Genomic DNA, 13,546 nt, shown 5'->3' on the forward strand with positions numbered 1-13,546 from the left:
ATGGCCACGCTGAAACCGATCCTGCTGGTCGAGGACAACCCCAAGGATTTGGAGCTGACGCTGGAGGCGTTCGCCGAGGCGCAGCTTGCCAACGACATCGTCGTCGCCCGCGATGGGGCGGAGGCGCTGTCCTACCTGTTCCATGCGGATGGGGAGGCGGTGTCGAAGCCGACCGACCCGAAATATCCGGCCGTCATCATCCTCGACATCAAATTGCCGAAGGTGGACGGGATCGAGGTGTTGCAGCGGATCAAGGCGAACGAGAACACGCGCGCCATCCCCGTGGTCATGCTGACCTCCTCCAAGGAGGAGCAGGATAGTCCGCAGCTACCGCCTGGGGGTGAACGCCTTCGTGGTCAAGCCGGTCGGCTTCAAGGAGTTCTTCGACGCGATCCGCGACATCGGCAGCTTCTGGGCGATTTTGAACGAGCCGCCGCCCGGTTGTCATCCCCGCCGGCCACGCGGCACCTGATGGCTGACGTGATCGACACCGCCGCCGGCGATGCCGCGGGTCTGGGCCCGCCGGCGCCCTGCCGCGTCCTCCTGCTGGAGGACAGCGGCATCGACGCCGATCTGGTGCGCGAACATCTTCTGATGATCGACGACCATGCATTCGATGTGCAGCGCGTCGAGACGCGGCAGGCCTTCATCGAGGCGGTCACCGACGGCGGCCCCTTCGACCTGATCCTGTCCGACTTCGACCTGCCCGATTTCGACGGCATGTCGGCGCTTGCCATCGCACGCGACCGCCTGCCGCGGGTGCCCTTCATTTTCGTGTCCGGCATGCTGGGCGAGGAGAACGCCATCGAGGCGCTGAAGAAGGGCGCCACCGACTATGTCGTGAAGCTGCGGATGGAGCGGTTGCAGGTGGTGGTGCGCCGCGCCCTGATCGAGGCGCGCGACCGCAACGAACTGGCCGACAAGCGTGCCGCCTTGGCTGAAAGCGAGGCGCGGCTGCGCTTCGCGCTGGAGGCCGGGCGGCTGGGGTCCTGGGAACTGACGCTGGCGACCAACCGGCTGCGCGTCTCGTCGATCTGCGCCGCCAATCTGGGTCTGGTCGATCCGGCGGACATTTCGACCTATGAGCGGCTCGTGGAGCATGTCCATCCCGACGACCGCGAGCATCAGCAGGCCATGGTGCGGCAGGCGGTGAGCAGCGGGTCGCCGCTGGACATGGAATACCGCACGATCTGGCCCGACGGCAGCGTCCATTGGGTGCAGGTGCGTGGCCGCGCCGTCTATGACAAGGACGGCGCGCCGACCGGGATGGCCGGCGTTTCGCTGAACATCACCGACCGCAAGAAGACTGAGGAACGGCAGCTGTTGCTGCTGGAGGAGCTGAACCACCGGGTCAAGAACACGCTGGCGATGGTGCAGTCCATCGCCAAGCAGACCCTGCGCGCCGCCCCGTCGGTGGAGGCCTTCCCCGATGCCTTCCAGTCCCGTCTGCGCGCGCTGGCCCAGGCCCACGATCTGCTGACCCGCCGCCATTGGCAGGGCGCCTCGCTGAGCGAGATCGCCGCGCTGACGCTGGAGCCCCATGTCCATGCCGGCCGCGTCAAGGTTGGCGGTCCGCCGGTCAATCTGACCACCGGCGTGGCGGTATCACTGCACCTCGCCTTTCACGAGCTTGCCACCAACGCCGCGAAGTACGGCGCGTTGTCGGCGGAAAACGGCCGTGTCGACCTGGATTGGGAAATCGTCAAGCCGGGGCAAACGCTGGTGCGGGATGGCGTGAGCCAATCCAGTTCCGGTCAGGCCGGTTCCAGTTTGGCCAGTTCCGGCCGATCCGTCCGTGACGGTGCCGGCGCGCTGGTGTTGCGCTGGCGCGAGAGCGGCGGGCCGCCTGTGGCGCCGCCGACCCGGCGCGGCTTCGGTTCCCGCCTGATCGAGCGCGGTCTGGCGCATGAGTTGGAGGGCGATGTCGCCCTTGCTTTCGAAACCGCCGGCGTGCGATGCCGGCTTGTCATTCCTCTGTCTTCGCGAGTGAGCCCACAGTGACCGACGCGAATCTGTCGAACCTGACCGTCCTGATCGTCGAAGACGAACCGCTGATCGCCATGAGCCTGGAGGATGCCCTGATCGACCAGGGTGTTGCCTGTCTCGGCCCGGCGGGTTCGGTGTCCGCGGCGTTGGAAATGATCGAAGCGGGCGGATTCGACATCGCGCTGCTTGACGTCAATCTGCGTGGCGAACGGGTGGACGCGGTGGCCGACCGGCTGGCCGGCGCCGGCATCCCCTTCATCTTCACCACCGGCCATGGCGCCGAGGGCCTGCCCGATGCCCACCGCACCCGGCCGGTGATCGGCAAGCCGTTCCGCGACATCGACATCACCGACGCCCTCGCCCGCCACCGGCCGCGTTGACCCTCTGTCCCGCCGGTTCCGCCGCCGGCACCGGCGGGACCGGCCCACATCCGCATCGACATTGGACCGACCCCGGTCCAGCCGCAGCCCTGCGTGCTGGTTCCGGCATGCTGCCTGCTGCCCCCCCGGCCTTCCGCTTTCCGTTTCTCACGCGGCGCGACAACCTGTCGCGGCTGACAATCAGCCGCTTTGACAATGGCCGTCTAACTTGTATACTAGTATGCACAGAGCGGCGCTTCATCTGCCGCTTTCAACGAGATTGACGGCCGCTGAAACATGCCCGATGGCGAAGGGGCGCGGCGGCGACGGGATGAAATTCGCAGGAGTGTCTTCCATGAACATCAAATCCCGGATCGACCGCATCCCCGGCGGGATGATGATCGTCCCCCTGTTTCTTGGCGCCTGCCTGAACACGCTGGCTCCCAATACGGGGAAATTCTTCGGCTCCTTCACCAATGGCCTGATCACCGGCACATTGCCGATCCTGTCGGTGTGGTTCTTCTGCATCGGCGCCAGCATCAGCTTGAAGGCCACCCCCCTGGTCCTGCGCAAGAGCGGCGTGCTGGTTTCGGTCAAGATTCTCACCGCGGCGATGGCGGGCGTCATCGCCTCCTGGTTGATCCCGGCGGAGGGCATCACCTCGGGCTTCTTCTCCGGCCTGTCGGTGCTGGCGATCATCGCGGTGATGAACGACACCAACGGCGGCATGTACATGGCGCTGATGCAGCAGTACGGCACCAAGGAGGAAGCCGGCGCCTTCTGCCTGATGTGCCTGGAATCCGGCCCCTTCATGACCATGGTCACGCTGGGCATCGCCGGTCTGGCCGCCTTCCCCTGGCAGACGATGGTCGGCGCCCTGCTGCCCTTCCTGATCGGCTTCGCGCTGGGCAACCTCGACAAGGACCTGCGGGCCTTCTTCACCCAGGGCGTTTCGGTGATGGTTCCCTTCTTCGCCTTCGCGCTTGGCAACAACCTGAACTTCTCGACCATCCTCAACACCGGCCTGCTGGGCATCGTGCTGGGGCTGGGCGTCATCGCCGTCACCGGCTTCATGCTGGTGCTGGCCGACATCCTGCTGGCGAAGGGCAACGGCACGGCCGGCATCGGCGCCGCCTCCACCGCCGGGGCCGCGGTGACGGTGCCGCCGATCATCGCTTCCATCGAGCCGACCTTTGCGCCGGTCGCTCCGTCCGCCACGGCGCTGATCGCCACCAGCGTCGTCGTCACCGCCCTGCTGACGCCACCGCTGACCGCCTGGTGGGCGCGCCGGTTCGGCGTGCTGTCGCCCCGCTATCGGGCGGCCGAGGCGGCGAGGCTGGCCCAGCCGGTGGGGATCGCCCCGGCCGAATAAGGGCGTGGGGTGTAGAAAAGGCCGCCGGCGGGTTTCCCTGCCGGCGGCCTTTTCCGTTACTGCTTCTGGGCCGGTGCGGCGTTGTGGCTATGGCCGGCGCCGGCAGCCCCCATGCTGTGGCCTTCGGCCGGCGCCGCGGCCTGCCCGGCCGCCTCAATGGCGATCTCGACCTCGACGTTACCGGCCTTCTCGAAGCGCAGGGTCATCGGGATGTGGGCGCCCTTCACCAGCGGCTGCTTGAGGCCGAGCAGCATGATGTGCAGCCCGCCCGGCGCCAGCTTCACCGCCTCGCCCGCCGGAACCGGGATGCCGCCGGCGACTTCGCGCATCTTCATCACGCCATTCTCGTTCAGATGGGTGTGCAGTTCGGCCTTCTCCGCCGCGGGGGTGGAGGCGCCGACCAGACGATCTTCCGTCGTTCCGGTGTTGGTCAGCGACAGATAGGCGCCGCCATTCGGCGCGGACGGCGCGGTGGCGCGGGCCCAGGGGTGGCCGATCTCGATTGCACCGGCCTTGAAGCCGTGGGCAAGGGCGGTGCCGGCACCGAACAGGGCGATGGCTGCGGCGATGCCGAGAATGCGCTTCATGGACTCTTCTCCTGGAATGCGGATGTGAATGGCAGGGGGATGGCCGCCACGGCGGATGACGCCGCGGGGCTCGGGAAACGGGGCGTGCGCCGGGGCACGCTGTGTCTTGGATCGCTGCGGTGACCGAGATGCGGTAATCCGCCCAGGGATCGGGCGTGACGGCCGGCAGCGGCGACGATTCGAAGCGGGAGGAAAATCAGGCGAGCGGTGGGGGAGCCCGCGCCTGGAGGGTCGACAGGAACCAGCCGGCGGCGACATGCTCGGCCTGCAGCAGGCGGGTGTCGCGGTTCATGGCAAGAGCGGGGCCGACCGCCAGCAGCGGCGGCGGCAAGGCCAGCCCGGTCACCAGCGGGCAGAGCGGGCAATGGCCGGTTCCGGACGGTCCTTGGTCCGGCGACTTCCCATGATCGCCGTCATGGGGGACCGCGAAATCGGCCGCAGCGGCCTGGATGGTGGTCAGGCCGCCGGAAGAGCAGATCGCCAGGGACACGGTCTCCCCGGCCTCGGCGATCCCGCTGCTCATCAGGGGCATCCAGCCCCAGGCGATGACTTGCAGCAAAAGGGCAGCCATCCCGGCCACAAGGCCGAGCCGCCGCACCCGCCGCACTGTCATCCGACCGAAAGCCATCCGGCTTTGACGCCCTCTGCAAACGCCGGGCGTTCCCGGCAAGGATGCGGCCACGATAGCGCAGCGTTCGTGAACGGACGAGCGGCAAATGGACCCACAGGCCGCGCAGGGTCGGCCCGTTGCCTCAGGCCAGCAGGCGGAAAGCCGGCTCCGGCCGGGACAGCAGGTCGCGGCGCAGCGCCTCGATGGTGGCGTCGTCGCGGGCGGCGCGGGGAACGGCCACCGGCACCTCCGCCACCACCCGGCCGGGGGAAGGCGCCAACAGGAGAAGCCGGTCGGCCAAGGCCAGAGCCTCGCGCAGATTGTGGGTGACCAGCAGGACGGTGGTCGGCCGCTTGTCCAGCAAGTCCGACAGCTGCCCGCGCAGCCGCAGCGCCGTCGGCTCGTCCAGCGATACGAAGGGCTCGTCCATCAGCAGCAGGTCCGGCTCCACCACGAAGGCGCGGGCGAGCGCCACCCGCCGCGCCATCCCCAGCGACAGCTGGGTCGGGAAGCGGTCGGCGAAGGGCGACAGCTCCAGCGCCTCCAGCATGGCGTCGACCGCCGGCCCGCGCCGCTGTGCCCGCGGCAGGACCAGCGCCAGATTCTGCCGCACCGTGCGCCAGGGCAGCAGGCGCGGCTCCTGGAAGACGTAGCCGAGGCGGGCCGGTCCGCCGTCCGGCCGCGGTCCGACCTCCACCCTGCCGTCGAAGGCGCGGTCCAGCCCGGCGACGATGCCGAGCGCCGTCGTCTTGCCGCAGCCGCTGGGGCCGACCAGCGCCACGACCTCCCCCGCCGCGGCCGACAGGGTCAGGCCGCGCACCGCCTCCACCGCGCCGAAACGCTTGGAGCGGATCTCAAGCGTCAGCGGGCATCCGCCGCCAACGCTGGCAATGCCGCTCGGCCGGCTGGAGGACGCCGTATTCCAGAAGCTGGACCACGGCCACGAACGCGATGGTGTAAGCCAGGATTCCTGCGACATCGAACGTCTGGAAAAGGAGGTTGATCTGGAATCCGACACCGTCGCTGCGGCCCAGCAGTTCGACCACCAGCACGATCTTCCAGATCAGCGCGAGGCCGGACCGCGCAGCCGCGGCGATGGTGGGGGTGAGTTGCGGCAGCAGCACATGGCGAAGCCGGTCCGCGGGTGACAGGCGGTAGACGCGGGCCATGTCGACCAGCCCCTCGTCGATGGCGCGGGCACCGGCCCGCACCAGCACCACCGTGTTGGGAATCTTGTTGATGGCGACGGCGCCGATGGCCGCCGCCTCGGTCAGGCCGAACCAGACATAGGCCAGCACGATGACCACCAGCGCCGGCAGGTTCAGGAAGAAGACCAACCAAGGGCCGAACAGCCGGTCGAGGAATGGCGAGCGCCCCATCGGCAGGCCGATGCCGACGCCGATGGACATGGCGAGCGCGAAGGCCGCCAGCACGCGCAGCAACGTGACGCCCATATGATGGAACAGCGCCCCGCTCTCCGCCTCGCGCAGCAGGGCGTGGGCCACCACCGGCGGTCCCGGCAGCAGGCGCCCGCCGACGATCATGGCCGCGGCCTGCCACAGCGCCAGCAGCAGCAGGATCGACACCACTGGCATCAGGGCAGGCATCAGGGCGCGGCGCACCGGCTACGCCCCGCCGGTCCAGAAGGTGCCGGGCGCGATGGCGGGTGCGTCGCCGACCAGTTCCCGTCCGCCCAGCCTTGCCATCAGCGCGTAGAGTTTCGCGGCCCCTGCCCGCTCCTCCTCCGTCCAGCGGCGCGGGATGCCGTCGCGGTAGCGGTCGCGCAGCGTGCGGAAGGTGGTGTCGTCCTCCGCCTGCATCAGCGGGGCAAGCCGCTCCCAGGCGGCGTCGGACTGCGCCAGCAGGGTCTTCGCCTGACCGGTGGCGGCCTGGAAGCCGGCAAGGGCGGCCGGGTTGGCGCGCGCCCACTCCTCATGGAAGACGTAGCCGATGGACGGCACCGTCGCCGGCTGGCCCAACGCCTCCAGCATGTCGGCCACGGTCATCGACACCCGCATGCCCTTCGCCTCCAGCCGGGCGGCGAAGGGCCAATAGGTCAGCACGGCATCGAAGTCACCGTCGGCGACCTTGCTGTTCAGCAGGGGCGGGGCGGCGAAGAAGGGCTGCGCATCGCGGTCGAGCGACAGCCCGTGCCGGTCGGCCGCCACCGCCTTGAGCAGAAGCCAGCTTTTGTCGAGCGGACTGCCGGCGACGCCGATGCGCTTGCCCCGCAGGTCGCCGACCCCGGCGATCTTCGACCCGGCGGGAACCACCAGCGCGCCGACGGCGGTCGAATAGGGGATGAAGCACAGAGCCTCCCCCTTGCTGCGCATCCGCGACACCCACAGCCAGTCGGAAACGATGATCTCCACGGCACCGGCCTGGAGCGCCACCTGGGTGGCGGGGTTGCCGGCCAGCTCGACCAGTTGCAGGTCGATCCCGGCCTGCCTGTCGAAACCATTGGCGCGGACGGTGTCGAGTTCCCAGCTGACCGTGCCGAATTTCAGCACCCCGGCGCGGACGGCCGGACGGCTGGCGGCGGACTGGAGGCCGCGGCGGTCCGGACCATCGCCGACGCCAGAAGCGCGCCGGCCGCCAGCAAGGTCGCCCGTCTGCTACAGCCTGCCGCCATGGTCCCCGTCCGCTCATTCTTTGGACTGCCAGCTTACGAGGACTGTAGATGGTTCGTATATTCAACGATAGGAGGATAAGGGGGGTAACGCCGGCCGGAGGGCCGGTGGCGTCACAGCCCGAGATAGGCCTGTTTCACCGCCGGGTCGGCCAGCAGCGCCTCGCCCGTCCCCGACAGGACGACGCGGCCATTCTCCAGCACGTAAGCCGTCTGGGCGATGCGCAGGGAGGCCGCGACATTCTGTTCGACCAGAATGATCGTCATGCCCTCGGCGGCCAGCGAGCGGATGATGCGGAACAGCTCCTGCACCAGGGCGGGCGACAGGCCGAGCGAGGGCTCGTCGAACATGATCAGCTCCGGCTTGCCCATCAGGCAGCGGCCGATGGCCAGCATCTGCTGCTCGCCGCCGGACAGGGTGCCGGCCGCCTGATCCAGCCTTTCGCGCAGGCGCGGGAACAGGTCGAGCACGCGGTCGTAGGTCTGGCGTGCACCGGCGCGGGCGCGCGGGATGACGGCGCCCATCTCCAGATTCTCGCGCACGCTCAGCGTCGGGAAATTTGCCGCCCCTCCGCCACCTGCCCGACGCCGAGGTCGCAGACGACATGGCTGGGCAGGCCGGCAATCTCGCGGTCCTTGAAGCGGATGCTGCCGCGTGCCGGCTTCAGGATTCCGGCGATGGCCCGGATCAGCGAGGTTTTGCCCGCCCCGTTGGCGCCGACGATGGCGGTGGTCTGCCCTGCCGCCACCTGCAACGTGACGCCGTCGAGCGCCTGGGCGTCACCATAGTACAGGTCGAGATCGGATACGGTCAGCATGGCGGCGGGGGTCCGGACAGGCGCGAAGTTGCGCCCTCTATAGCGCGATCATTTCAGGAAGAATACCGCGCTCATCACCAGCCCGACGGCGATGATGCCGGCGCGCAGCACGGGTTTCGGAATCCGGCGGCCGAGACGGGCGCCGACATAGCCGCCGGCGACCGCCGCGACCGTCATCAGCAGTGCCTTCTGCCATTCGACCGCGCCGCCGGTGGCGTAGGCCACCACGGCGATGGCGGTCAGCACCGCCGAGAACAGGTTCTTCAGCCCGTTCATGGCGTTCAGGTCGGTCATGCCGAACAGGCTCAGCTGCGCCAGCAGGAGGATGCCGAGCCCGCCGTTGAAATAGCCGCCATAGACCGAGACGGCGAACAGCGTGCCCAGCATCGCCCCGTTGCCGTGCAGTCCCAGGCTGCGCAGGCGCTGCGCCAGCATGGCGCCGAAGGCGAACAGGCCGGTCGCCAGCAGCAGCAGCCACGGCACGATGCCGCGGAACACCGAATCCGGCGTAACCAGCAACAGCCCGGCCCCGGCCAGACCGCCGACCAGACTGACCGCCGACAGCAGCGGCAGGCTGAGCGTGCCGACAGGGGTCAGGTCCTGGCGATAGCCGTAGACCCCGCTGGCATAGCCGGGCAGCAGGGCGACCGTGCCGGTGGCGTTGGCGGCGACCGGCGGCACCCCGGCATAGATAAGGGCCGGCAGGGTCAGGAAACTGCCCCCGCCGGCAACGGCGTTCATCGCCCCGGCGAAAAATGCCGCAGCCAGTAAAATCAATTCGATCATGATATTACGAGCGGTTCCTCAACTCCCGGCGAATGATCTTGCCGGTGGTGGTCATGGGAAGGCTGTCCATGAATTCGATGGCACGCGGATATTCGTGGGCCGCCAGCCGGGTCTTCACATGCTCCTGGATGGAGGTGACCAGCGCATCGTCCGGCGTCACGCCCTCCTGCAGGACGACGAAGGCCTTGACGATCTCCGTGCGCAGCGGATCGGGCACGCCGACCACCGCCGCCATGCGGACGGCGGGGTGGCCGATCAGGCAATCCTCGATCTCGCCGGGGCCGATGCGGTAGCCGGCCGAGGTGATGACGTCGTCGTCTCGTCCGACGAAGCGGATGTAGCCGTCCTCGTCCAACTCGCCCTGGTCGCCGGTGACCAGCCAGTTGCCGATGAACTTCGCCGCGGTGGCATCGGGGTTGTTCCAATAGCCGAGGAACATCACCGGATCTGGCCGGTGCACCGCGATCAGGCCGAGCTGCCCCGGCGCCAACCGGTTGCCCTCCCCGTCGATCACCGCCACATCATGGCCGGGAACCGGGCGGCCCATGATGCCGGGCTTCGGCGCCATCAGCGTTGCGGCCGAGGAGACGATCATGTTGCATTCGGTCTGGCCGTAGAACTCGTTGATCGTCACGCCGAAGGTCTCGCGCCCCCAGTCGAGCAGCCCGCCGCCCAGCGTCTCGCCGCCGCTGGCGACCGATCGCATGTCGATGGCGTGGCGCGCCCGCGGGTTCTTCACCGCCCGCATCATCTTCAGCGCGGTCGGCGGCAGGAAGGCGTTGCGCACCTTGAACTCGGCCAGCAGGGCGAAGGCGGCCTCGGCGTCGAACTTCTCGAAGCGGTGGGACACCACCGTCACGCCATGGTGCCAGGCCGGCAGCAGCACGTCGAGCAGCCCGCCGATCCACGCCCAGTCGGCCGGCGTCCAGATGCGGTCGTCCGGCTGCGGGAACAGGTCGTGCGACATCTCCACGCCCGGCAGATGGCCCAGCAGAACCCGGTGGGCATGCAACGCCCCCTTCGGCTGGCCGGTGGTGCCGGAGGTGTAGATGATCAGCGCCGGGTCGTCCGGGCCGGTGTCGGCCGGGGTGAAGCTGTCGGAGGCCGCGTCGCACAGCCCGTGCCAGTCGAGGCAGCCCGGCCCCGAGCCGTCGATGCGGAAGACGGCGCGCAGGTCCGGCAAACGGTCGCGGATCTGGGCGATCTTGGCGGCGCCAACGGCGTCGGTGACCACGGCGCGGGCGCCGCAATTGGCCAGCCGGTATTCCAGCGCCTCCACCCCGAACAGCGAGAACAGCGGAACGGCGATGCCGCCCAACTTGTAGACGGCGACGTGGCTGATGGCGGTTTCCGGCGCCTGGGGCAGCAGGATGCCGACCCGGTCGCCGCGCGCCACGCCCTGCGCCGCCAATGCGTTGGCGAAGCGGTTGGACAGGGCGCGGATGTCGGAGAAGCGGTATTCCTCGACCCCGCCGTCGCGCCGCTTGTTGATCAGGGCGATGCGGTCCGGCTCCGCCTCCGCCCAGCGGTCGCAGACGTCGACGCCGATGTTGTAACGGTCGGGCACGCGCCAGGCGAAGGCGCGGGATACCCCGTCCCAGCTGTCCGCGTTGGGCAGCATGTTCGTTCCCTCCCAAGGGCTTGTCGTCGATTCCTTTGTGGAACCGTTGGGTCGATCATAGGAGCAACCGAGGCACCGCGTCACGCATCGGGAATAAGATGCGGGTCAGCCATGTTGATGGCGTCAGGAACGGACGGTTTCGTGCCGATCCCAACAGGACCCAACTGGACGAGAGCCACCATGAAAGCCAGCCCCTTCCTCGCCGCCGCGCTGTCCGCCAGCCTGCTCGCTGCCCCGCTTGCCGGCTGCGCCCAGCCCGGCTACGGCGATTCCTATGGCGGCGTCAGCGCCAACAAGCAAACGGCCGGCACCGTGCTGGGCGGCGTGGTCGGCGGTCTGGCAGGCTCGCGCTTCGGCGGCGGCAGCGGCAAGCTGGTGGCGGTGGGCGTCGGCACGCTGCTGGGTGCGGCGCTCGGCAATGCGGCCGGCGCCTCGCTCGACCGTGCCGACCAGAATTATGCCCAGCAGGCCGCGGTCAACGCCTACAGCGCGCCGACCGGCAGCACCGTGCGCTGGAACAACCCGGAGACCGGCAATTACGGCACCTATACCCCGGTGCGCGAGGGGACCGGGCCGCAGGGTCAGCTCTGCCGTGAATACCAGACGACCATCGTCGTCCAGGGCCGCACCCAGCAGGGCTTCGGCACCGCCTGCCAGCAGGCGGACGGCACCTGGCGGGTGGTCAGCTGACCCAAGCAACCGGCGGTAGAACCTCAGGCGAGCGCCGTCCGACGCCGGGCGGCGCTGCCCGATCTGGGGGCGGGGCCGGTGAGGGCGCAGGCGATGCGCACCGCTCCCTTCCCATCCAGCGGCAGTGAAGCGGCGGCATCCTGCATCCGCTGCCGCTGTCCTGCATCGGCCCATAGAGCGAGCGCTCGCTCGGCGATGATCCCAGCCGCCTCGGCCGGGGGGCGGCCACGGGCGTCCACGGCACTGCTCCAGCCGAGTTCCGCGGCATCGCTGCTTGCCATCGCCTGATTGTCGGCGGTGACCACCAGCAGGGTCGGCACCGCCAGGGCAGCCAACTCGCCCATGGTGCCGCCGCCGGCCGACACGGCCAGCCCGCTCTCCGCCATCAGCGCGCCCATGCGCGGGCAGTCGATCTCCACGGCGAGCCCATCGCCGGCAAGCCCTGCCACCTCCGCCGCGCGCGGGTTGCTGCCGCCGACGACGGCGACGATCCGGCAGCCGTCGGGCCGCCGCTTCGCCAACGCCTCCAGAACCGGGCCGGTCAATCCCAGCGGATCGGAGCCGCCGAAGGTCACCAGCAGCACCGAGCGTTCGGCGATGCCGAGCCGTTGCGTCTGTGCCGCCAGCCGCACCTCCCGCCGCAGCGGGGCATAGCCGGGGCCGAGCAGCAGGACGGCGCCGGGCGCCATCGCGTCATAGGGAAGGGCGGAGGCCTGCGGTGCCGCATTGACGACGAGGTCGGCGTGCAGCGGCGTGCCGTCGCCCAGATCGTCCCAGGCCAGCACCCGTGCGCCCGCCGCCTGAAGCCCGGCGCGGTAGGCCTCGCCGAAGCGGTAGCCATCGAGCATCACCGCACTGCCATGCTCCCGCCGCAGCAGCGAGCGGGTGGCGGCCAGATCCGCCGCCTCCCCCACCGGGCCGGCGATGGAGACATGGCGGAAGCCGTCGGAGGTCAGGCGGCGGTCGATGGCGGGGGTGGATTCCACGGCGGCGAACAGCGCCTCGTGCCCCTGGTCGCGCAGCGCCTCCGCCACGGCGAGACAGCGCATGACATGGCCGGTGCCGATGGTCGGCGAGGCGTCGGCACGGATGAGGATGACGGCCATGGCGCGGGTCCGTAAGAGACGGCGTGGCTGTCCTACCACGGCACGCGGGATCGGGATGGCCAGCATCTTGGCGCGGCACTTTGCGCCTGTCCAGCGACAGACCGGGGGCGTGCGGGGGTAAATTGCGGCCCTCGGGAGGGCGTGCCGGGAGTCCCGCTTCAGGACTCCCGGCCGGCAATGACGCTGGCGGCGGTGGCAAGGCTTTCCGGCGTGCCGATGTCGAGGAAGCGGGCCTTGGCGACATGGGCATTCAGCGTGCCGGCCGGCAGCTTTTCAAGCACGTCGCGTTCCAGCGACACCGCACCCGACGCGACGAAGCGGTCGAGGAAGGCGGCGGAGAACAGATAGACCCCGGCATTGATGGTGCCCGCCCCCGGCGCCTTGTCCAGGAAGCGGCGGACGCGGCTGTCGGGACCGATCTCCACCCGCACGAAGCGGGACGCGTCCTCCACCGTCACGCAGAGCACCGACGCCTCCGCCCCCGACAGCCGGTGCGAGGCGATGAAGGCGCGCAGGTCGGCGTCGAGGAAGGTGTCGCCGTTCACCACCAGGATGGTGCTGCTGCGCAACTCCTTGCGGACATAGCCGAGCGCGCCTGCGGTGCCGAGCGGGCGCGGTTCGATCTGGCAGACCACGTCGATGGTGCCGGCCGAATCCCCGCGGGCGAGCCATGCCGTCACCCGGTCGGCCAGATGGCCCAGGCACAGCACCACGCGGCGCGACCCGTAGGTGGACAGATAATCGAGCAGGTGACCGAGGAAGGCGCGGCCCGCAATCGGGGCCAGGACCTTCGGCGTGTCACCCAAAACGCCCCGGATGCGCGTGCCGAGCCCGCCGGCGAGCACCGCGACGTCTATGTTGGCAAGAGCGTCCTCAGACCGCACCGACCGTCCTTTCGCTGAAGTCCCGCTGTCGTCACTCGGCTTGCCGAAGCAGCTTACGACGGAGCGGGCGCCGGGTCATCCACCCTGCGCGGGACCCG

Annotated in this window: 13 protein-coding genes and 1 pseudogene; 4 read left to right on the forward strand and 10 right to left on the reverse strand. The window is 69.5% G+C overall.

Annotated features, from left to right (window positions below; genetic code table 11):
• The 3 genes from ABNQ39_RS19310 (at position 1) to kdgT (ending at position 3,717) form a co-directional block, all read left to right on the forward strand.
• Positions 1–2,001 (forward strand): HWE histidine kinase domain-containing protein, encoded by a 2,001-nt coding sequence (locus ABNQ39_RS19310; RefSeq protein WP_376959872.1) that lies wholly within the window; start codon positions 1–3, stop codon positions 1,999–2,001.
• On the forward strand, positions 1,998–2,366 hold the full coding sequence (locus tag ABNQ39_RS19315) for a response regulator (protein ID WP_109050424.1): 369 nt from the start codon (positions 1,998–2,000) through the stop codon (positions 2,364–2,366). Before ABNQ39_RS19310 ends, ABNQ39_RS19315 begins: the two co-directional genes overlap by 4 nt.
• 334 nt (positions 2,367–2,700) lie before the next feature.
• A complete protein-coding gene (gene kdgT, locus ABNQ39_RS19320) occupies positions 2,701–3,717 on the forward strand; it encodes a 2-keto-3-deoxygluconate transporter (RefSeq protein ID WP_376959873.1) in 1,017 nt (338 codons plus the stop codon).
• A 56-nt stretch (positions 3,718–3,773) separates the two neighbouring features.
• Here the strand turns inward: kdgT and ABNQ39_RS19325 are convergent, their stop codons facing one another.
• From ABNQ39_RS19325 to ABNQ39_RS19360, 8 genes and pseudogenes are all read right to left on the reverse strand, one after another.
• Positions 3,774–4,304: a copper chaperone PCu(A)C gene (locus ABNQ39_RS19325; protein ID WP_376959874.1), complete on the reverse strand. Its 531-nt coding sequence runs from the start codon at positions 4,302–4,304 to the stop codon at positions 3,774–3,776.
• A gap of 196 nt (positions 4,305–4,500) precedes the next feature.
• A complete protein-coding gene (locus tag ABNQ39_RS19330) occupies positions 4,501–4,827 on the reverse strand; it encodes a DUF2946 family protein (protein WP_376959875.1) in 327 nt (108 codons plus the stop codon).
• 229 nt (positions 4,828–5,056) lie between these two features.
• Positions 5,057–5,734 carry an ABC transporter ATP-binding protein gene (locus ABNQ39_RS19335; RefSeq protein ID WP_376959876.1) on the reverse strand — a complete coding sequence of 226 codons (678 nt, stop codon included), beginning with the start codon at positions 5,732–5,734 and terminating at the stop codon, positions 5,057–5,059.
• A gap of 34 nt (positions 5,735–5,768) precedes the next feature.
• Complete coding sequence (locus ABNQ39_RS19340; RefSeq protein WP_376959877.1) at positions 5,769–6,521, reverse strand: ABC transporter permease; 753 nt, start codon at positions 6,519–6,521, stop codon at positions 5,769–5,771.
• Positions 6,522–6,539: 18 nt separating this feature from the next.
• The gene (locus ABNQ39_RS19345; RefSeq protein ID WP_376959878.1) at positions 6,540–7,424 is read right to left on the reverse strand and encodes an ABC transporter substrate-binding protein; all 885 of its coding nucleotides are present in this window, start codon (positions 7,422–7,424) and stop codon (positions 6,540–6,542) included.
• A 233-nt stretch (positions 7,425–7,657) separates the two neighbouring features.
• Positions 7,658–8,361: pseudogene (locus ABNQ39_RS19350) on the reverse strand (ABC transporter ATP-binding protein).
• A 48-nt stretch (positions 8,362–8,409) separates the two neighbouring features.
• Positions 8,410–9,147, reverse strand: a complete 738-nt coding sequence (locus ABNQ39_RS19355) for a sulfite exporter TauE/SafE family protein (RefSeq protein WP_376959879.1) — start codon at positions 9,145–9,147, stop codon at positions 8,410–8,412.
• A 4-nt stretch (positions 9,148–9,151) separates the two neighbouring features.
• Complete coding sequence (locus ABNQ39_RS19360; RefSeq protein WP_376959880.1) at positions 9,152–10,768, reverse strand: acyl-CoA synthetase; 1,617 nt, start codon at positions 10,766–10,768, stop codon at positions 9,152–9,154.
• A gap of 180 nt (positions 10,769–10,948) precedes the next feature.
• Here ABNQ39_RS19360 and ABNQ39_RS19365 point away from each other — a divergent pair, with 180 nt between their 5' ends.
• A complete protein-coding gene (locus ABNQ39_RS19365) occupies positions 10,949–11,458 on the forward strand; it encodes an RT0821/Lpp0805 family surface protein (RefSeq protein ID WP_109050431.1) in 510 nt (169 codons plus the stop codon).
• A gap of 23 nt (positions 11,459–11,481) precedes the next feature.
• On the opposite strand, the gene pseG is transcribed toward ABNQ39_RS19365, so the two are convergent.
• Both pseG and ABNQ39_RS19375 read right to left on the reverse strand, forming a co-directional pair.
• Entirely contained in the window at positions 11,482–12,564 is a 1,083-nt protein-coding gene (gene pseG / locus ABNQ39_RS19370) for a UDP-2,4-diacetamido-2,4,6-trideoxy-beta-L-altropyranose hydrolase (protein WP_376959881.1), read from the reverse strand.
• 158 nt (positions 12,565–12,722) lie between these two features.
• Entirely contained in the window at positions 12,723–13,448 is a 726-nt protein-coding gene (locus tag ABNQ39_RS19375; RefSeq protein WP_174470791.1) for a sugar phosphate nucleotidyltransferase, read from the reverse strand.
• Positions 13,449–13,546: the final 98 nt, after the last annotated feature.

The organism is Azospirillum sp. A26, from assembly GCF_042604635.1.
Taxonomy (GTDB): Bacteria; Pseudomonadota; Alphaproteobacteria; order Azospirillales; family Azospirillaceae; genus Azospirillum; species Azospirillum palustre.

Coding starts and splice junctions, on each gene's coding strand:
- ABNQ39_RS19310 (WP_376959872.1), top strand. CDS start 1: ATGGCCACGCTGAAACCGATCCTGCTGGTCGAGGACAACCCCAAGGAT.
- kdgT (WP_376959873.1), top strand. CDS start 2,701: ATGAACATCAAATCCCGGATCGACCGCATCCCCGGCGGGATGATGATC.
- ABNQ39_RS19325 (WP_376959874.1), bottom strand. CDS start 4,304: ATGAAGCGCATTCTCGGCATCGCCGCAGCCATCGCCCTGTTCGGTGCC.
- ABNQ39_RS19330 (WP_376959875.1), bottom strand. CDS start 4,827: ATGAGCAGCGGGATCGCCGAGGCCGGGGAGACCGTGTCCCTGGCGATC.
- ABNQ39_RS19340 (WP_376959877.1), bottom strand. CDS start 6,521: ATGCCTGCCCTGATGCCAGTGGTGTCGATCCTGCTGCTGCTGGCGCTG.
- ABNQ39_RS19355 (WP_376959879.1), bottom strand. CDS start 9,147: ATGATCGAATTGATTTTACTGGCTGCGGCATTTTTCGCCGGGGCGATG.
- ABNQ39_RS19360 (WP_376959880.1), bottom strand. CDS start 10,768: ATGCTGCCCAACGCGGACAGCTGGGACGGGGTATCCCGCGCCTTCGCC.
- ABNQ39_RS19365 (WP_109050431.1), top strand. CDS start 10,949: ATGAAAGCCAGCCCCTTCCTCGCCGCCGCGCTGTCCGCCAGCCTGCTC.
- pseG (WP_376959881.1), bottom strand. CDS start 12,564: ATGGCCGTCATCCTCATCCGTGCCGACGCCTCGCCGACCATCGGCACC.